Origin of the sequence: Pseudomonas fluorescens, from assembly GCF_002837185.1 — a bacterium.
Taxonomy (GTDB): Bacteria; Pseudomonadota; Gammaproteobacteria; order Pseudomonadales; family Pseudomonadaceae; genus Aquipseudomonas; species Aquipseudomonas fluorescens_AM.
Genome location: NZ_KZ477985.1, coordinates 49,626 through 68,234, shown reverse-complemented (window position 1 = coordinate 68,234; position 18,609 = coordinate 49,626). Strand labels below are relative to the sequence as shown.

Genomic DNA, 18,609 nt, shown 5'->3' with positions numbered 1-18,609 from the left:
CCATGACAGCTGCCCTGCAAGACGAACCCGGCGAAGACATCGCCCAAGCCCTGCAAAACGGCTGGCTGCCGATCCGCGAAGTGGCGCGCCAGACCGGCGTCAATGCCGTGACCCTGCGCGCCTGGGAGCGCCGTTACGGCCTGATCGTGCCCCAGCGCACGCCCAAGGGGCATCGCTTGTTCAGCGCCGACCACGTGCAACACATCCATGCCATCCTCACCTGGCTCAATCGCGGCGTGCCTGTCAGCCAGGTAAAAGGCTTGATCGACTCCGCCCAAGCCTCCCCCGAACCGATGGAAAACGAATGGCACACCTTGCGCCAAACCTTGCTGACGGCCATCGCTGAGCTGGCTGAACGTCGGGTCGACGATGCCTTCAATCAGGCCATGGCGCTCTACCCGCCACGCACCTTGTGCGAGCAATTGATGCTGCCACTGCTCAGCGAGCTGGAACAGAAATGGCAGGGTCAGTTCGGCGCGCAGATGGAGCGGGTATTTTTCCTGTCCTGGTTGCGCAGCAAGTTCGGCGCGCGCATTTACCACAACAACCGGCAAGTCCACGGCGCCCCGCTGCTGTTGGTCAACCACTCCGACTTGCCCCTGGAGCCGCACCTGTGGCTCAGCGCCTGGCTGGCCAGCAGCGCCGACTGCCCGGTAGAGGTGTTCGACTGGCCGCTGCCCGCCGGCGAATTGGCGCTGGCGGTGGAGCATCTGCAACCGCGCGCGGTACTGCTGTATTCCAGCAAGGCGCTGCAGGTCGCGGCACTCACAAAACTGCTGGCAGGCATCCGTTGCCCGATATTGATTGCCGGACCGACGGTCTGCATCCACCACGCCGAGTTGGCCGTATTAACCCGTGACATCCCCGAGTTGTTCGTCGCCGAAGACCCGTTGGCGGCCCACCAGATATTGATCCAGCGTGGAATCGTCTAAATGCACTTGATCTGGCTGCGCACCGACCTGCGCCTTCACGACAACACCGCCCTGACTGCCGCCAGCCAGCGAGGCCCGGTCGCGGCCGTTTACCTGATCACCCCGCAACAATGGCTGGCCCACGATGATGCGCCGTGCAAGGTCGATTTCTGGCTGCGCAACCTGCACGCGTTGGAGCAGGCGCTCGCAGACGTGAACATCCCGCTGCTGATCCGCCACGCCGACACCTGGGACCAGGCGCCAGGCGTATTGAGCCAGCTATGCCGGGAGCTCAAGGTAGAGTCGGTGCACGCCAATGAGGAATACGGTATCCACGAGAGCCGTCGCGACCGCGCCGTGGCCCAGGCGCTGGAAGCAGACGGCGTGACCTTCCACAGCTACCTCGACCAACTGTTCTTCCAGCCGGGCAGCGTGTTGACCAAGTCCGGCACCTACTTTCAAGTGTTCAGCCAGTTCCGCAAGGTCTGTTACACCCGCCTGCACAGTGCTTTACCGCGCCTGGTGGAAGGCCCCAAGGCCCAGGCCAGGCTCGACCTGCAAAGCGATGCCATCCCCACCACCGTTAAAGGTTTCGCGCCACCCAGTGAAACCTTGCGCGCCCTCTGGCCCGCCGGTGAAAACGAAGCACGCCGGCGCCTCGACGCCTTCGCCGATGAGCAGATCAGCTATTACAAGGATGAGCGCGACTTTCCCGCCAAGCCCGGCACCAGCCAGTTGTCCGCCTACCTTGCCGCCGGGGTGGTGTCGCCGCGCCAGTGCCTGCACGCCGCGTTGCAGTCCAACCAGGGCGAGTTCGAAAGCGGTGACATCGGCACGATCACCTGGATCAACGAACTGCTGTGGCGCGAATTCTACAAACATATCCTGGTGGGCTACCCACGCGTCTCCCGCCACCGGGCGTTCCGCCCTGAAACCGAAGCCGTGGCCTGGCGCGACGCGCCCAAGGACCTGGCCGCCTGGCAACAAGCGCGCACCGGCTTGCCGATCATCGATGCGGCCATGCGCCAACTGCTGGAAACCGGCTGGATGCACAACCGCCTGCGCATGGTGGTGGCGATGTTCCTGACCAAGAACCTGCTCATCGACTGGCGCGAAGGCGAGCGCTTCTTCATGCGACACCTGATCGACGGCGACCTGGCGGCCAACAACGGTGGCTGGCAGTGGAGTTCCTCGACGGGCACCGACTCGGCGCCATATTTCCGGATTTTCAGCCCGCTGAGCCAGTCGGAAAAATTCGACAGCGAAGGTCTGTTCATCAAGCACTGGCTGCCGGAACTGGCCGCGCTGAATAAAAAAGAGGTGCACAACCCCGAAGCCGCTGGCGGCTTGTTCGGCGTGGCCGACTACCCGCGCGCCATTGTCGACCTGAAGAAATCCCGCGAGCGTGCCCTTGCTGCCTTTCGCAGCCTGCCTTCGCGTCAGGAGATGGCCGACCATGAGTGACTTCCTGCGCCATTTCGGCCACACCTTTGCCACGCTGGACAAGCACAACCTGCATCTGCTCGACAGCCTGTACAGCGACGACATCGTGTTTGCCGACCCGCTGCATGAAGTCCACGGCCTGCCCGAGCTGCATCGTTACTTCGCGCAGCTGTACAGCAACGTCAACCAGCTGAGCTTTGACTTCCACGGCTTCGACCAAACGGCCGAAGGCGAAGGCTACCTGCGCTGGACCATGAACTTTCGTCACCCGCGCCTGGCTGGCGGCGAGCTGATCAGGGTGCAGGGTTGTTCCCACTTGATGTGGCGCGCCAAGGTTTACCGACATCGCGATTATTTCGATGCCGGGGCTCTGCTTTACGAACACCTGCCGGTCCTCGGCGGCGTCATCAGTTGGCTGAAAAGGAGAATGGGATGAGCCTGACACTGCCCCGCCGCTATTGGTTGACCGGCGCCAGCAGCGGCATCGGTGCCGCGCTCGCCGTGGAGTTGCTCAACAGTGGCGCCCATGTGGCGCTCAGTTCCCGCACCAAGGGCCCGCTGGAAGCGCTCGCCCAGCGTTACCCGGGGCAAGTGCTGGTGGTGGCCGGCGACCTGACCAACAGCCAGACCGTGCGCGAAATCGGTGAGCGAATCAGCGCGGTCTGGGGTTCGCTGGATACGGTGATCCTCAACGCTGGCACCTGTGAATATGTCGACGCCAGGCAATTCGATGCGTCGATCATCGAACATGTGGTGCGCACCAACCTGCTGGCCAGCAGTTATTGCATCGAAGCGGCACTGCCGTTGTTGCGTGCCGGGCGTACGCCGCACCTGGTGGGCGTGGCCAGCGCCGTGACCTACCTGCCCATGCCCCGCGCTGAAGCCTATGGCGCCTCGAAGGCGGGGCTGCGCTATTTGTTCGAGTCTCTGCGCATCAGCCTGTCGCCCGAGAACATCGACGTCACGGTGATCAGCCCGGGGTTTGTCGACACGCCGCTGACCGAACGCAATGATTTCCCCATGCCCCTGAGCTGGCCGGCCGACAAGGCCGCCAGACATATCTTCGCCAAGCTGGAAAAGCGCCCCCTGGAGATCGCCTTTCCGGCCTTGTTCATCGCCACCCTGTGGCCGTTGTCGAAGCTGCCTAACCGCGCACAACTGATCATCGGCAAACGCATGTTGCGCAGCCCGCCGCCGCAAAAGGACGACCTGTGAAGATTGCCATTATCGGCAGCGGTATCGCCGGGCTGACCAGCGCCTACCTGCTCAGTCGTCGCCATGACATCACGCTGTTCGAAGCGGGCGACTGCCTGGGCGGGCATACCCATACCGCCAACGTGACGGTCGAAGGCAAGCGCTATGCGGTGGACACCGGTTTCATCGTGTTCAACGACTGGACCTACCCGAACTTTATCCGCCTGCTGGGGCAGATCGGGGTCACGTTCAAACCCACCGAAATGAGTTTTTCGGTGTGCGACCAAAGCACGGGATTGGAATACAACGGCAACAACCTCAACAGCCTGTTTGCCCAGCGCCGTAACATTCTGTCGCCGGGGTTCTGGGGCATGCTGCGCGATATCCTGCGCTTCAACCGCCAGGCGCCGCTGGATCTGCAAGAGCAGCGCATCAATGCCGACACGACCCTGGGCGACTATCTCGACGCCGGCGGCTATGGCCCGCGGTTTATCCGACATTACATCGTGCCGATGGGCGCGGCGATCTGGTCGATGTCGTTGGCCGACATGCTCAAGTTCCCGTTGCAGTTCTTCGTGCGTTTTTTCAAGAATCACGGCCTGCTTTCGGTGAGCAACCGGCCGCAATGGTGCGTGATTGAGGGGGGCTCCAGCAGCTATATAGAACCCTTGACCCGCAGCTTTCGCGAACAGATACGCCTCAACTGTCCTGTGCATAACGTGCAACGCACAGACGCCGGCGTGGTTATCCACAGCCCGGTCGGCCGCGAGACGTTCGACCGCGTGGTGTTCGCCTGCCACAGCGACCAGGCCCTGGCATTGCTCGCCGACCCCAGCGAGGCCGAACAGCAGATCCTCGGCGCCCTGCCCTATGCCGACAACGACGTGGTACTGCACACCGACACGCGACTGCTGCCCGACCGCACGCTGGCCTGGGCCAGTTGGAATTACCGGCTGGGCGGCAATCAACAGCAGCAGGCCGCCGTCACTTATGACATGAACATCCTGCAAGGCATCGACAGCGCCACCACCTTTTGCGTAAGCCTCAACCAGACATCAATGATCAACCCGCTGAAGATCCTGGCGCGCTACACCTACGCCCATCCGCAATACAGCCTGGCGGCGGTGGCCGCGCAGGCGCGCTGGGAAGAATTGCACGGCGCGCGCAACACGTTCTACTGCGGCGCCTATTGGGCCAACGGTTTCCATGAAGACGGAGTGGTCAGCGCGCTGCGCGTGGCCCAGGCGTTCGGGGAAACCCTGTGAACAGCGCCCTGTACAGCGGCTGGATCGCCCATCGCCGGTTTGCGCCCAAGGCCCATGCCTTTCGCTACCGCATCGGCCTGCTGTACCTGGACCTCAGCGAACAGGACGCCGTGCTCGGGCTCTCGCCCCTGGCAGGCAGCAGTCGCCTGGCGCCCTTCGGCTTTCGCCAGCAGGATTACCTGCGCGAGTTCACCCGCCACGGCATGTCCTTGAGCGATGCGGTGCGCCATGAAGTCGGCAACGCCCTGGGGCGCACGCCACAAGGCCCTATCTGCCTGCTGACCCAGGCCCGCAGCTGGGGCCTGGCATTCAATCCGGTGAGCTTCTTCTATTGCTTCGAAGCCGACGGGCAACTGGCGGCGATCCTGTGCGAAGTCACCAACACCCCGTGGCGCGAGCGTTATCACTACGTATTGCCGGCCCAGGCGCTGGGCGCCGATGAACACCAGCACTTCGCCGTGGCCAAGGCGTTCCATGTGTCGCCCTTCCTGCCGCGCGACCTGGAATACCGCATGAGCTTCAGCCCGCCCGCCGCCAGGCTCGGCGTGCACATGGCCGATTGGCAAGGCGCGCAGAAAGTCTTCGACGCCACCTTGAGCCTGCAAAAAGAAACCCTGAACCGCGCCAGCCTGCATCGCTATTTATGGCGCTTTCCCTGGATGACCGCCAAGACCTGCCTGGCGATTTACTGGCAGGCCTTGCGCCTGTTGCTCAAACGCACCCCGATTTTTTCCCACCGGGCCGCCGATGGCGCCTCCAGCACCGCCGTCGGGTACACCAAGGATCGCCGTCATGAAATCCCCTAGCTTATCGGTCAAGACCCATCGTCTGAACGTCAATGGCATGACCGCTGCGCTGCTGCGCAAGGGCGTGCTGCGCCAACTCGGCCAATTGCGCCACGGCCAATTGGTGATCGTCGAGGATGGCGAGCGACACGTGTTCGGCGCACGGGAAGCGCACCTGTTGGGGGAAATCCAGATCCTGGACTCGGCGGTGTGGGGCCTGGTGGCTGCCAACGGTTCGATCGGTGCCGGCGAAGCGTTTATCCACGGCTACTGGAGCAGCCCGGACCTGACCGCCGTGGTGCGTGTGATGGTCAGCAACCTGGAGGTGCTCGATGCCATGGAGGGCGGCCTGGCCCGCCTGGCGCGACCGTTCACCCAGGGCCTGCATTGGCTCAATCGCAATACACGCAAGGGCTCGCAGAAAAACATCGCAGCCCACTACGACCTGGGCAACGAGCTGTTCGAGGAGTTTCTCGACCCGACCATGATGTATTCGGCGGCGCAATTTCTCAGCGCCGACGACACCCTGGAACAAGCGCAACTGAACAAGCTGGAGCGCATCTGCCAGAAACTGTCGCTCAAGCCTACCGACCATCTGCTGGAAATCGGCACCGGGTGGGGCAGCATGGCGCTGTACGCGGCGCAGCATTATGGTTGCAAGGTCACCACCACGACCCTGTCCCGGGAACAGTTCGCCTACACCGCGCAGCGCATCGAAGCGGCGGGCCTGCAAGCGCAGGTGACATTGTTGCTGCAGGACTACCGCGACCTGAGCGGTAAATACGACAAGCTGGTGTCCATCGAAATGATCGAAGCGGTGGGCCATCGCTTCCTGCCCACGTATTTCAAACAGTGCGCGCAGTTGCTCAAACCCGACGGCCTGATGCTGCTGCAAGCCATCACTATCCGCGAACAACGTTATGAGCAGGCCAGGAACAGCGTCGACTTTATCCAGCGCTACATCTTTCCCGGCGGCGCCCTGCCCAGCGTGCAGAACATGCTGCAGATCGTCTGCCGCGACACCGACATGAACCTGCTGCACATGGAGGATTTCGGGCTGCACTACGCGCGCACCCTGCGCCTGTGGCATGAGAACTTTCGCCGCGCCCATGGCCGCCTCGCCGAGCTTGGCTACGACGAGTACTTCCTGCGCTTATGGGAATTCTACCTGTGCTACTGCGAAGGCGGTTTCATGGAGCGCACGATCGGTACCGCGCAGTTGCTGCTGGCCAAGCCGGCAGCCATCAACCCGCCGTTGCTCGGGCGCTTCAGTGCTTAAATCCCTGGCCAACGCCGCGCTGTTTCAATGCGGCTGGTTTGCCTGTGTGCTCGGCGGCGACAGCCTGTGGTTGCTGGTAGGGTTGGCGGTACTGCTCGTCCATTTGCTGTGGATCAGCTCATTGACCGATGAAGGCGCGCTGATCATCGGCGTGACACTCGCCGGTACGTTGCTCGACACGCTGTTGCGCACCCTCGGGGTTTTTCACTTCAGCGAGCCGGGGCCGTTGATTCCATTCTGGCTGATGCTGCTGTGGGCCTTGCTGGCCACCACCTTGCGCCATTGCCTGGCCTGGAGCGCCCGCCCCTGGTGGCGCGCCGCACTGTTGGGCGCGGTGGGTGGGCCGCTGTCATATTACGCCGGCAGCGAACTGGCTGGCGTGCAGTTCGGCTATGGGCTGGGCCCTACAATGGTCGGACTGGCGGTACTCTGGGCCATGGTTTTCCCGCTGCTGGCAGCGGCAGCCACACGTGGCGAACTCCCAACAACGCTTAAAAGATGAAGCCGGTCGGCTTCTGCTTGCAGCTTGCCGCTTAAAGCTTGAAGCTGCCGCCCTATGACCCACATCCCTCACATCCAGATCACCGAACCCGCCGTCACCTGCTCGACGTGCGCGGCCTGCTGCTGCCAGCTGGAAGTCATGCTGATCACCGACACCGGCGTGCCGCAGCGCTATATCGACACCGATGACTGGGGCGGCGAAGTGATGCTGCGCCTGGATGATGGCTGGTGTGCGGCGTTGGACCGGGACACGATGATGTGCACGATCTATGAGCTCAGGCCGTTGATATGCCGGGAATTCGAGATGGGGGCACCGGAGTGCCTTGAAGAGCGTGCAGGGATTGCCACGGTCTACCGTTGATATTCAAATGAGTACAGATCCAAATGTGGGAGGGGGCTTGCCCCCGATAGCGGTGGGTCAGTCACCTATAATTTGACTGACCGGCCGCCATCGGGGGCAAGTCGAATCGTCGCACCGCCCCTCCCACATTGGTTTTTCAGTGTTCTTTTACAGCGGCATGGTGTAGTGCAGCGCGTAGCTCTCTACCCCATCGTTATTGCTGCTGATCCCGGCGTTGGAATAATGCGTGGCACGAATACCCACTTCATGCCCGCCGGCAAACCGCAGGCCGAAACCCAGGCGGTCTTCGAACTGAAAGGACTGGCCGATGTTGTTATCTTCCAGCTTGGTGCGGGAGAACAACGCCACCCCGATCCCGGCCTCGATGTATGGCTTGACCGATTCCCCGGCAAACTCATACACAAACACGGGCGAGAACGACAGGCTGCTGGCGCCTGCACGGTCATCACCTTCCCAATACGTATAAGCGCCGCTCCAGTAGCCCGTCAGGCGACCGACATTGCTCTGCATCCAGCTTTTGTCCCAATCGGAGGTCAGGCCCAGACGGTAGGTCAGCGTTGAATCGCTGGTGCTGCCCAGCCCGAACTCCAGGCCGGCGGCCTGGGTGGTAATAGAGTGTCCCACCATCACAGCCGCAATAGCAGCCATACAGAACAAGCGCTTCATAGAAACTACCTTTGCGAACGAAGTTATTGATTATTTACAGGCCATCTCGCAATAGAAGCCAGCATAGAGCCAGAAGTTCAGCGAGATTTCACGAAATTTTCACGAGGCGAAGCTTCGCACAACTCCGGGATATTTCCAAAGTGTTGGTAGGATATTTCTGAGGTGACACACATCGCCGCTGGTCCAGAACTGCGCAGTCAGGGGTGCGCCGCCGGCCAGCAAGTCTCGCTCGCCCAGTAGACGCTTGAGCTGGCGCGCGACGGCGGCACCGGTGTCGATCAGGATGATGCTCGCGGGCAGCATCTGCGCCAGCAGTGGCTTGAGGAAGGGATAGTGGGTGCAGCCGAGGATGATGGTGTCGCAGCCGGCGCTGAGCAGCGGTTCGATATAGCCCTGCAATAACTGGCGCAGGGCCGGGCTGTTCAGGTCGCCGGTTTCAATCAGCTCCACCAGGCCCGGACATGGCTGGGTAATCACCCGCACGTCAGTGGCGAAGCGGTCGAGCAAGGCGGCGAACTTGGCGCTTTGCAGGGTGCCGGTGGTGGCCAGCACGCCGACCACGCCACTGCGCGTCGCGGCGGCCGCCGGTTTTACCGCAGGCTCCATGCCGACCAAGGGCCAACCGGGGTAGTCCTGGCGCAAATCGGCAACGGCGGCAACCGTCGCAGTGTTGCACGCAATCACGAACGCCTTGGCGCCCTGCCCGCGAAAAAACTCGGCGACCAGGCGCGAGCGCTCGCGGATGAAGGCCGGGGTTTTCTCGCCATAGGGGATGTGCCCGCAATCGGCCACGTACAACAGTGACTCATGGGGCAGTAACCGTTGGATTTCGTCCAGTACCGACAGGCCGCCGACCCCGGAATCGAACACACCGACGGGCGCGTCCTTAAGCATGGTGCGTCCCGCACACGCTGCAACCCGGGTCACGCTTGACGCGCAGCTCACGCAACCGCGTAGTCAACGCATCGATCAGCAACAAGCGCCCCACCAGCGGCTCACCAAACCCGGCCAGCAGTTTCAAGGCTTCCAACGCTTGCAGGCTGCCGACCAGCCCCACCAGCGGGCCGATGACGCCGGCTTCGCTGCAGCTCAGTTCGGTGTCACTGCCGTGCCCGTACAAGCAGTGGTAGCACGGGCTTTCGGGGCGCCGTGGGTCGAAGACCGACAACTGCCCTTCAAGGCGAATCGCCGCGCCACTGACCAACGGTTTGCCGGCGACAACACACGCGGCATTGACCGCTTCGCGGGTGGAAAAGTTGTCGCTGCAATCGAGTACCACGTCCACCGCCGCAACCGCCGCCGCCAACGAGTCGACATCCAGCGCGGTGCGGTGGGCGAGCAGTGTGACTTCGGGATTGATGGCGCCCAGCCGACGCATGGCCGAATCAACCTTGGTCTGCCCGACGCTGTCGGTGTCATGGATAATCTGGCGTTGCAGGTTGGTCAGATCGACGCTGTCGAAATCCGCCAGATGCAACTCGCCGACCCCAGCGGCGGCCAGGTACAGCGCGACCGGCGCCCCCAGCCCTCCCAGGCCGACGATCAACGCGCGGCTGTTTTTCAGGCGCAACTGGCCGTCGATGTCGACCTGCTGCAACAGAATCTGTCGGCTGTAGCGCAACAGCTCGTGGTCACTCAGCACGAGCGGCGTCCCAGGGTGATGCGTTCGTGGCCGCCGAGGTCGATACGGCTGTGCACCTGTTCAAAGCCTTCACTGAGCAGCAGGTCACGCACGGCCGAGGCCTGGTCGTAGCCATGTTCCAGCAACAGGCGGCCACCGGCATTCAAGTAGGCCGGAGCCTGTCGGATGATCAGGCGCAGGTCGTCCAGCCCGTCATGGCCGGCCACCAGTGCGCTGGCCGGCTCGAAACGCACATCGCCCGCGGCCAGGTGCGGGTCGTTGGCGGCGATATACGGCGGGTTGCTGATGATCAGGTCATAGGTACGGCCTTGCAGCGCGCCGAACCAATGGCTGTTGAGCACCACCGCATTATTGAGATGCAGCCGCTGGCGGTTGCGCTCGGCCAGGGCCACAGCCTCCAGTACGCGGTCGACGGCCGTGACCTGCCACATCGGACGCTCACTGGCCAGGGCCAGGGCAATGGCACCGCTGCCGGTGCCCAGGTCCAGGACCTTGGCGGGAATGGCCGGCAACAGTTCAAGGGCGGCTTCCACCAGCAGCTCCGTATCCGGACGCGGGATCAGCGTGTGGGGGGCGACTTCCAGGTCCAGCTTCCAGAAGCCTTGCTGGCCGAGGATATAGGCCACCGGTTCACCACCACGACGGCGCTGCAGGTAGTCGGCAAAGGTCAGGGCGTGCTCGCTGCTGACGATCTTTTCCGGCCAGGTGTGCAAATAGCTGCGGGACTTGCCCAGGGCAGCGGCCAGCAGCAATTCGGCATCCAGGCGCGCGGTGGGCGAGTCGGGCAGGTCGGCGGCGCGCAACAGGCTGGCAATAATGGTCATTTACTCACCTATCGCCGCCAATTGATCGGCCTGGTATTCGGCGAGCAGCGGCTCGATCACCGCGTCAACGCCACCGGCAAGGATTTCATCCAGGGAATACAGGGTGAGGTTGACCCGATGGTCGGTGACCCGGCCCTGGGCAAAATTGTAGGTGCGGATGCGTTCGGAGCGGTCGCCCGAACCCACCAGCAACTTGCGCTCGCTGGCAATTGCATTGGCGGCGGCGCTGGTCTGCTGGTCATTCAACTTGGCCGACAGCCAGGACATCGCCCGCGCGCGGTTCTTGTGCTGGGAACGCTCTTCCTGGCATTCCACCACGATGCCCGACGGCAAGTGGGTGATACGGATCGCCGAGTCGGTCTTGTTGACGTGCTGGCCGCCCGCGCCCGATGAGCGGTAGGTGTCGACGCGCAAGTCCGCCGGGTTGATCTCGATCGCTTCCTGCTCGTCCGGCTCGGGCAACACTGCTACGGTACAGGCCGACGTATGGATACGGCCTTGGGACTCCGTCGCCGGGACGCGCTGCACACGGTGCGCGCCGGACTCGAACTTGAGCTTGCCGTAGACGTTGTCGCCTTCGACCCGCGCGATGACTTCTTTATAGCCGCCGTGCTCACCTTCGTTCTCGGACAGGATTTCCACACGCCAGCCGCGCCGCTCGGCATAACGCGAGTACATGCGAAACAGGTCGCCGGAGAAGATCGCCGCTTCGTCGCCGCCGGTGCCGGCACGGATTTCGAGGAACACGTTGCGCCCATCGTTAGGGTCTTTGGGCAGCAACATCCGTTGCAGGTCGCCTTCCAGTTCAGCGAGTTTTTCCTTGGCCTCGCGCACTTCTTCCACGGCCATTTCGCGCATGTCCGGGTCGTTGTCCTTGAGCAGCGCCTGGGCGCCCTCAAGGTCGGCCTGCACTTTCAGCAGGTTTTTGTAGGTGGTCACGACCGGTTCAACGTCGGCGTATTCCTTGGAATAGGCGCGGAATTTGGTTTGATCGGAGATGACTTCGCCATCGCCGAGCAAGGCGGTCAGTTCTTCGAAACGGTCCTGGAGCACATCCAGTTTATTGAGCAGTGACGCTTTCATTGCAGTTTTTTATCCGAAGAGCTATCTGACGCGCCCTCACCGAGGGCAAAGAGTTCCTGGGCCATGGCCAGCGCATCGAGGCGGCCTTCGGCAGTAAGCTTTTTCAATTGTACGCTGGGGGCGTGGAGCAGCTTGTTGGTCAGGCCACGGGCCAGCTGCATCAACACGTCTTCGGCGCTGCTGCCATTGGCCAACAGGCGCTGGGCCTTGATCAGCTCCTCATCGCGCAGGCGCTCGCCCTGCTGACGATACGCCTTGAGCACATCCACCGCCGCCAGCTCGCGCAGGCGCACCATGAAATCCTCAGCGCCGATGCTGACCATTTCCTCGGCGGCCTGGGCAGCACCCTGGCGACTCTTGAGGTTTTCGGCGACCACTTCGTGCAAATCGTCGACGCTATAGAGGTAAACGTCGTCCAACTCGCCGACTTCAGGCTCGATATCCCGGGGAACGGCGATATCCACCATAAAAATCGGCTTGTGCTTGCGCAGCTTCAACGCGCTTTCGACCGCGCCTTTGCCCAGGATCGGCAATTGGCTGGCGGTGGAGCTGATGACGATGTCGCTGCGCACCAGCTCAGCCGGGATGTCCGACAGCAGCACGGCATGCGCGCCAAACTGCTCGGCAAGGATGCTCGCGCGCTCAAGCGTGCGGTTGGCCACCACAATACGCTTCACGCCCAGCTCATGCAGGTGACGAGCGACCAGGGTAATGGTTTCGCCAGCACCGATCAGCAGCGCCTGGCTGCGCTGCAGGTCGCTGAAAATCTGCTTGGCCAGGCTGACGGCGGCAAACGCCACGGACACCGGGTTCTCGCCGATGGCCGTATCGGTGCGCACTTGCTTGGCGGAGTTGAACGTGGCCTGGAACAGACGCCCCAGCAGCGGGCCGACAGTGCCGGCCTCGCGGGCTACGGCATAGGCTGACTTCATCTGGCCAAGAATCTGCGGCTCGCCCAACACCAGCGAGTCGAGACCGGCCGCCACGCGCATCATGTGACGAACGGCCGCATCCTCTTCATGCACATAAGCGCTGGCGCGCAGGTCGTCGAGGTCCAAATGGTGATAATCGGCCAGCCAGCGCAGGACGACATCCGCCGAGAGATGCTCCTGCTCTATATAAAGCTCGCTGCGATTGCAGGTCGAAAGGATCGCAGCTTCGCGACTGTCGGTGAGCCGGCAGAGCTGCTGCAAGGCCTCAACCAACTGCTCCGGCGTAAACGCCACGCGCTCGCGCACGTCTACTGAGGCAGTCTTGTGGTTAATACCGAGTGCGAGGAAGGCCATTCATTATCGCTGATGATGTCGGGAAGCCGACAATTGTCCTACTTCGAAAGATCCAGAACAACCACCGTCGTCTATTGTCCCTATACCTTGTGCCTATCAATGCACTCTGTAGGAGCGAGCTTGCTCGCGAAAAACGTCAACGATAACGCGGGAAGCCTGGCGCTCAGCGGCGCTCTCAGGTTTTTCGCGAGCAAGCTCGCTCCTACAAAGGCAAAAGGCAGCAATAGTCGTATTCCGAGTGCCCCGGTTATGTTTGGCCGAAGGCTTGTGTCATGATGATCCGACCGCAGGTTAGTCGTCCTCTTCCTATATGAATAGATCTTCCGCGTTGCTCCTTGCTTTTGTCTTCCTCAGCGGCTGCCAGGCTATGGCACCCGTGTCGCCGGACGCTGCACCGCCGGTGGAAGACAGCACCCCCGTCCCTGAAAAGCCCAAGGTTTATTCCTCGTTCAGCGAAGAAACGGTCTACAGCCTGCTGACCGCAGAACTGGCCGGCCAGCGTAATCGCTTCGATATTGCCCTGGACAACTACGTCACCCAGGCCATCAATACCCAGGACCCCGGTATCTCGGAGCGCGCGTTCCGCATCGCGGAGTACCTGGGTGCAGACCAGGCCGCGCTGGACGCCTCGTTGATCTGGGCGAAAAACGCCCCGGACGACCTGGAGGCTCAACGTGCGGCCGCCGTGCAGCTGGCACGCGCCGGGCGCTATGACGACTCCATGGTCTATATGGAAAAAGTCTTGCAGGGCAAGGGCGACACGCATTTCGACTTCCTGGCACTGTCGGCTGCCGATACCGACCAGGACACGCGCAATGGCCTGATGAAGAGTTTCGACCGCCTGCTGCAAAAGCATCCGAAGAACAGCCAGCTGATTTTCGGCAAAGCCCTGCTGCTGCAACAGGATGATGAAGCCGACGCTGCCCTCAAGCTGCTGGAGCAGAACCCGCCGGAAGAGGGTGAGATCGCACCGATCCTGCTGCGCGCACGCCTGTTGCAGAACCTCAACCGCGGCAAGGAAGCGATTCCGCTGCTGGAAAAAAGTATCAAGAAGTATCCAGACGACAAGCGCCTGCGCCTGACTTACGCGCGGATGCTGGTTGAGCAGGACCGCATGGAAGACGCCAAAGTGCAGTTTGCCAACCTGGTCCAGCAATACCCGGACGACGACGAACTGCGCTACTCCCTCGCGCTGGTGTGCCTGGAAGCCAAGGCCTGGGACGAGGCCAAGGGCTACCTGGAAGAGCTGGTCGCACGCGAAAGCCATGTGGACTCGGCGCACCTGAACCTGGGCCGCATCGCTGAAGAGCGCAACGACCCGCAGGCGGCTCTGCTTGAGTACGCCCAGGTCGGCCCGGGCAATGACTACCTGCCGGCCCAGTTGCGCCAGGCCGATATCCTGATGAGCAACGGCCGCACGGACGAAGCGGAGAAACGCCTGGCCGCCGCCCGCGATGCCGAACCGGACTACGCGATCCAGTTGTACCTGATCCAGGCCGAAACCTTGTCGGCCAACAACCAGGGCGAACGCGCCTGGAAATTGCTGCAACAGGCGTTGCTGCAATACCCCGACGACCTGAACCTGCTCTACACCCGCGCCATGCAGGCGGAAAAACGCAATGACCTGGCGCAGATGGAAAAAGACCTGCGCCTGATCATCAAGCGCGACCCGGACAACGCCATGGCCCTCAACGCCTTGGGTTATACCTTGTCCGACCGCACCACGCGCTACGCCGAAGCCAAGACGCTGATCGAACAGGCGCACAAGCTCAACCCGGAAGACCCGGCCGTGCTCGACAGCCTGGGCTGGGTCAATTATCGCCTGGGCAACCTCGACGAGGCCGAGCGCTTGCTGCGCCAGGCCCTGGAGCGCTTCCCCGACCATGAAGTCGCCGCTCACCTGGGCGAAGTGTTGTGGGCCAATGGCAAGCAACGCGAAGCGCGACAGATCTGGGAAAAATTCCTCAAGGAACAACCCGAAAGCCCTATCCTGCGCAGCACCATCAAGCGCCTGACCGGATCCGAGACCCTATAAGCTTATGTTTTTGCGCCACGTTATCGTTTTCAGTTTCATCGCCCTGCTCGCCGGTTGCGCGGGTGTTGGTTCCCGCGAATCCGTTGAAGGCCAGGGCAACCCGGCACAATGGCAACAGCACAAAGACCAGCTCAGCAGCATCGACGGCTGGCAGATCGAAGGCAAGGTCGGGGTGCGCGCGCCGAAGGACTCCGGCAGCGGCACCTTGTTCTGGCTGCAGCGCCAGGACTACTACGATATTCGCCTGTCTGGCCCGCTGGGTCGCGGTGCGGCCCGCCTGACCGGCCGACCGGGACAAGTGAGCCTTGAGGTGGCCAACCAGGGCCGCTACGAAGCGAGCTCCCCGGAAGAACTGCTGGAGCAGCAGATCGGCTGGAAACTGCCGGTCTCGCACCTGGTGTGGTGGGTGCGCGGCCTGCCGGCGCCGGACAGCAAAAGCCGCTTGAGCCTCAATGGCGACAGTCGCCTGGCCGCCCTGGAGCAGGATGGCTGGCAGGTCGAGTACCTGAGCTACGTGCAACAGAACGGTTACTGGCTGCCCGAGCGCATCAAGCTGCACGGCACCGACCTTGACGTCACGCTGGTGATCAAGGACTGGCAACCGCGCAAGCTGGGGCAATAACGTGACAGTCGCAAAACTCACACTGCCCTCTCCCGCCAAACTCAATCTGATGCTGCACATCCTGGGCCGTCGTGAAGACGGCTACCACGAGTTGCAGACGCTGTTTCAATTTCTCGACTACGGCGATGAACTGACCTTCGCCGTGCGCGACGATGGCGTGATCAAGCTGCACACCGAATTCGCAGGCGTGCCCCACGACAGCAACCTGATCGTGAAAGCGGCGAAAAATCTTCAGCAGCAATCCGGCTGCCCACTCGGCATCGATATCTGGATCGATAAAGTCCTGCCCATGGGCGGCGGTATCGGTGGGGGCAGCTCAAACGCCGCGACCACATTGCTCGGGCTCAACCACTTGTGGCAATTGGGCTGGGACCAGGATCGCCTGGCTGCGCTGGGCCTCACGCTAGGTGCTGACGTCCCGGTTTTCGTGCGTGGGCATGCCGCATTTGCTGAGGGTGTGGGGGAAAAACTGACCCCTGTAGACCCCGAGGAGCCGTGGTATCTCGTGCTTGTGCCGCAAGTATCTGTAAGTACAGCAGAAATTTTTTCAGATCCGCTGTTGACACGTAACTCTTCTCCCATTAAAGTGCGCCCCGTTCCCAAGGGAAACAGTCGAAATGACTGCTTACCGGTTGTAGCAAGGCGTTATCCAGAGGTACGTAACGCTTTGAATTTGTTAGGTAAATTTACCGAAGCAAAATTAACCGGAACTGGAAGTTGTGTGTTTGGGGGCTTCCCAAGCAAAGCTGAAGCTGATAAAGTCTCGGCCCTTCTTACAGAGACCCTTACAGGGTTTGTAGCAAAGGGAAGCAACGTTTCGATGTTGCATCGCAAGCTGCAAAGTCTGCTCTACAAAGGAATCGAGTGTTAGGCACTCGTTGCAACAGATACAGGGGCGTCGCCAAGCGGTAAGGCAGCAGGTTTTGATCCTGCCATGCGTTGGTTCGAATCCAGCCGCCCCTGCCATTTTCTAATACTCATCCAGGTTACCCTCAGCCTCTAGGTACTGCGCGTGTCCAAGATGATGGTCTTTACGGGGAATGCCAACCCCGATCTGGCTCGACGTGTCGTACGTCAGCTGCATATCCCTCTCGGTGACATCTCTGTCGGTAAATTCTCCGACGGCGAAATTACAGCCGAGATCAATGAAAATGTCCGCGGTAAAGACGTCTTCATTATCCAGCCGACCTGCGCTCCGACCAACGATAACCTGATGGAACTCGTCGTGATGGCTGATGCCTTCCGCCGCTCCTCAGCGACTCGAATCACAGCTGTAATCCCTTACTTTGGTTATGCCCGTCAGGATCGCCGTCCGCGCTCCGCACGTGTGGCCATCAGCGCGAAAGTCGTTGCTGACATGCTGACCGTGGTAGGTATCGACCGTGTGCTCACGGTTGACCTGCACGCTGACCAGATCCAGGGATTCTTCGATATTCCAGTAGATAACATCTACGGCTCCCCCGTTCTGGTGGATGACATCGAAGACCAGCGCTTTGAAAACCTGATGATCGTGTCCCCGGACATTGGTGGCGTCGTGCGTGCACGAGCGGTTGCCAAATCCCTGGGCGTGGACCTCGGTATCATCGACAAACGCCGCGAGAAAGCCAATCACTCTGAAGTGATGCATATCATCGGTGATGTCGAAGGGCGTACCTGTATTCTGGTTGATGACATGGTCGACACCGCCGGCACCCTGTGCCATGCGGCGAAAGCCTTGAAAGAGCACGGTGCCGCAAAAGTCTTCGCCTACTGCACACACCCTGTGCTGTCGGGCCGAGCGATCGAAAACATCGAGAACTCCATGCTGGACGAACTGGTGGTGACTAACACCATCCCGTTGTCCGCTGCAGCTCAAGCCTGTTCGCGTATCCGTCAACTGGATATCGCACCGGTAGTTGCCGAAGCGGTTCGCCGCATCAGCAACGAAGAATCGATCAGCGCGATGTTCCGCTAAGGGTCAGACCTGCGGACCACCCACTGACGAAAAGCGCCCCGCCCCAGCATTCCGCTGGGGCGGGGCTTTTTTGCCCATATCGAGTTCGGCGCTGGTCGCAAACGCCCCTCGATGATGGCTATTTTGGAGAAACAACATGAACGATTTTACTCTGAACGCCCAAGCGCGTACTGACCTGGGGAAAGGTGCGAGCCGCCGCCTGCGTCACGCCGCCAACATCCCAGCCGTTGTCTACGGTGGCAACAAGCCTGCTGAATCCGTGACCATTCTGGCCAAGGAAATCGCCAAGCTGTTCGAAAACGAAGCGGCCTACAGCCACGTTATCGAACTGAACGTCGATGGCGCCAAGCAGAACGTGATCGTTAAAGCGATGCAGCGTCACCCTTCCAAGCAGTTCATCATGCACGCTGACTTCGTTCGCGTTGTAGCTGGCCAGAAACTGACCGCTATCGTGCCTGTGCACTTTGTGGGTGAAGAAGCTCCGGTCAAGAAAGGCGGCGTGGTTTCCCACACCACCACCGAGATCGAAGTCAGCTGCCTGCCGAAAGACCTGCCTGAGTTCATCGAAGTCGACCTGTCGAACGCTGAAATCGGCACCATCATTCACCTCTCCGACCTCAAGGCGCCTAAAGGCGTTGAGTTCGTTGCACTGGCTCACAACGACGACAAGGCTGTTGCCAACGTCCACGCGCCACGTGTTGTAGCTGAAGATGAAGCTGAAGAACCCGCTGCAGAGTAATACGCTCTGTAACGAAGGA

Annotated in this window: 20 protein-coding genes and 1 tRNA gene; 15 read left to right on the top strand and 6 right to left on the bottom strand. The window is 61.4% G+C overall.

The genetic code is table 11. The annotated features are described in order from the left end of the window. The first annotated feature begins 2 nt into the window (after positions 1–2). From CIB54_RS00350 to CIB54_RS00310, 9 genes are read left to right on the top strand one after another with little or no spacing between them, the layout of a single operon-like run. Positions 3–932 (top strand): MerR family transcriptional regulator, encoded by a 930-nt coding sequence (locus tag CIB54_RS00350; RefSeq protein ID WP_065950617.1) that lies wholly within the window; start codon positions 3–5, stop codon positions 930–932. Further along, positions 933–2,375, top strand: a complete 1,443-nt coding sequence (gene phrB, locus CIB54_RS00345) for a deoxyribodipyrimidine photo-lyase (protein WP_101218183.1) — start codon at positions 933–935, stop codon at positions 2,373–2,375. It begins immediately after the preceding gene. Further along, entirely contained in the window at positions 2,368–2,790 is a 423-nt protein-coding gene (locus CIB54_RS00340; RefSeq protein ID WP_101218182.1) for a nuclear transport factor 2 family protein, read from the top strand. Before phrB ends, CIB54_RS00340 begins: the two co-directional genes overlap by 8 nt. Then, the gene (locus CIB54_RS00335; protein ID WP_065950614.1) at positions 2,787–3,569 is read left to right on the top strand and encodes an SDR family NAD(P)-dependent oxidoreductase; all 783 of its coding nucleotides are present in this window, start codon (positions 2,787–2,789) and stop codon (positions 3,567–3,569) included. The genes CIB54_RS00340 and CIB54_RS00335 overlap by 4 nt, the downstream gene beginning before the upstream one ends. After that, positions 3,566–4,813, top strand: coding sequence for an NAD(P)/FAD-dependent oxidoreductase (locus CIB54_RS00330; protein WP_101218181.1), 1,248 nt, complete (start codon positions 3,566–3,568; stop codon positions 4,811–4,813). The genes CIB54_RS00335 and CIB54_RS00330 overlap by 4 nt, the downstream gene beginning before the upstream one ends. Continuing rightward, positions 4,810–5,619 (top strand): DUF1365 domain-containing protein, encoded by an 810-nt coding sequence (locus CIB54_RS00325; protein ID WP_065950612.1) that lies wholly within the window; start codon positions 4,810–4,812, stop codon positions 5,617–5,619. The genes CIB54_RS00330 and CIB54_RS00325 overlap by 4 nt, the downstream gene beginning before the upstream one ends. Then, positions 5,606–6,877, top strand: a complete 1,272-nt coding sequence (locus CIB54_RS00320) for an SAM-dependent methyltransferase (RefSeq protein WP_101218180.1) — start codon at positions 5,606–5,608, stop codon at positions 6,875–6,877. The genes CIB54_RS00325 and CIB54_RS00320 overlap by 14 nt, the downstream gene beginning before the upstream one ends. After that, positions 6,870–7,379, top strand: coding sequence for a DUF2878 domain-containing protein (locus tag CIB54_RS00315; RefSeq protein ID WP_101218179.1), 510 nt, complete (start codon positions 6,870–6,872; stop codon positions 7,377–7,379). Before CIB54_RS00320 ends, CIB54_RS00315 begins: the two co-directional genes overlap by 8 nt. 54 nt (positions 7,380–7,433) lie before the next feature. Further along, positions 7,434–7,739: a YkgJ family cysteine cluster protein gene (locus tag CIB54_RS00310; RefSeq protein ID WP_065950609.1), complete on the top strand. Its 306-nt coding sequence runs from the start codon at positions 7,434–7,436 to the stop codon at positions 7,737–7,739. A gap of 147 nt (positions 7,740–7,886) precedes the next feature. Here the strand turns inward: CIB54_RS00310 and CIB54_RS00305 are convergent, their stop codons facing one another. The 6 genes from CIB54_RS00305 to hemA form a co-directional block, all read right to left on the bottom strand. After that, positions 7,887–8,405: an acyloxyacyl hydrolase gene (locus CIB54_RS00305; RefSeq protein ID WP_065888032.1), complete on the bottom strand. Its 519-nt coding sequence runs from the start codon at positions 8,403–8,405 to the stop codon at positions 7,887–7,889. Between the two features lie 99 nt (positions 8,406–8,504). Continuing rightward, positions 8,505–9,299, bottom strand: coding sequence for a glutamate racemase (murI, locus tag CIB54_RS00300; RefSeq protein WP_101218178.1), 795 nt, complete (start codon positions 9,297–9,299; stop codon positions 8,505–8,507). Then, positions 9,292–10,047, bottom strand: a complete 756-nt coding sequence (locus CIB54_RS00295) for a molybdopterin-synthase adenylyltransferase MoeB (protein ID WP_101218177.1) — start codon at positions 10,045–10,047, stop codon at positions 9,292–9,294. The genes murI and CIB54_RS00295 overlap by 8 nt, the downstream gene beginning before the upstream one ends. Then, a complete protein-coding gene (gene prmC, locus CIB54_RS00290; RefSeq protein ID WP_101218176.1) occupies positions 10,041–10,871 on the bottom strand; it encodes a peptide chain release factor N(5)-glutamine methyltransferase in 831 nt (276 codons plus the stop codon). The genes CIB54_RS00295 and prmC overlap by 7 nt, the downstream gene beginning before the upstream one ends. After that, a complete protein-coding gene (prfA, locus tag CIB54_RS00285; protein WP_065950605.1) occupies positions 10,872–11,954 on the bottom strand; it encodes a peptide chain release factor 1 in 1,083 nt (360 codons plus the stop codon). After that, positions 11,951–13,240: a glutamyl-tRNA reductase gene (gene hemA / locus CIB54_RS00280; RefSeq protein WP_065950604.1), complete on the bottom strand. Its 1,290-nt coding sequence runs from the start codon at positions 13,238–13,240 to the stop codon at positions 11,951–11,953. The genes prfA and hemA overlap by 4 nt, the downstream gene beginning before the upstream one ends. A gap of 310 nt (positions 13,241–13,550) precedes the next feature. Here hemA and CIB54_RS00275 point away from each other — a divergent pair, with 310 nt between their 5' ends. The 6 genes from CIB54_RS00275 (at position 13,551) to CIB54_RS00250 (ending at position 18,590) form a co-directional block, all read left to right on the top strand. Next, complete coding sequence (locus CIB54_RS00275) at positions 13,551–15,275, top strand: tetratricopeptide repeat protein (protein WP_101218175.1); 1,725 nt, start codon at positions 13,551–13,553, stop codon at positions 15,273–15,275. A gap of 4 nt (positions 15,276–15,279) precedes the next feature. Continuing rightward, a complete protein-coding gene (gene lolB / locus CIB54_RS00270; protein ID WP_101218174.1) occupies positions 15,280–15,897 on the top strand; it encodes a lipoprotein insertase outer membrane protein LolB in 618 nt (205 codons plus the stop codon). A 49-nt stretch (positions 15,898–15,946) separates the two neighbouring features. After that, positions 15,947–16,768, top strand: a complete 822-nt coding sequence (gene ispE / locus CIB54_RS00265; protein WP_232790515.1) for a 4-(cytidine 5'-diphospho)-2-C-methyl-D-erythritol kinase — start codon at positions 15,947–15,949, stop codon at positions 16,766–16,768. Positions 16,769–16,788: 20 nt separating this feature from the next. After that, a tRNA-Gln gene (locus CIB54_RS00260) sits at positions 16,789–16,863 on the top strand. Positions 16,864–16,909: 46 nt separating this feature from the next. Next, the gene (locus CIB54_RS00255; RefSeq protein ID WP_003208392.1) at positions 16,910–17,851 is read left to right on the top strand and encodes a ribose-phosphate pyrophosphokinase; all 942 of its coding nucleotides are present in this window, start codon (positions 16,910–16,912) and stop codon (positions 17,849–17,851) included. Between the two features lie 136 nt (positions 17,852–17,987). Continuing rightward, entirely contained in the window at positions 17,988–18,590 is a 603-nt protein-coding gene (locus tag CIB54_RS00250) for a 50S ribosomal protein L25/general stress protein Ctc (protein ID WP_065888041.1), read from the top strand. The last annotated feature ends 19 nt before the right edge of the window (positions 18,591–18,609 follow it).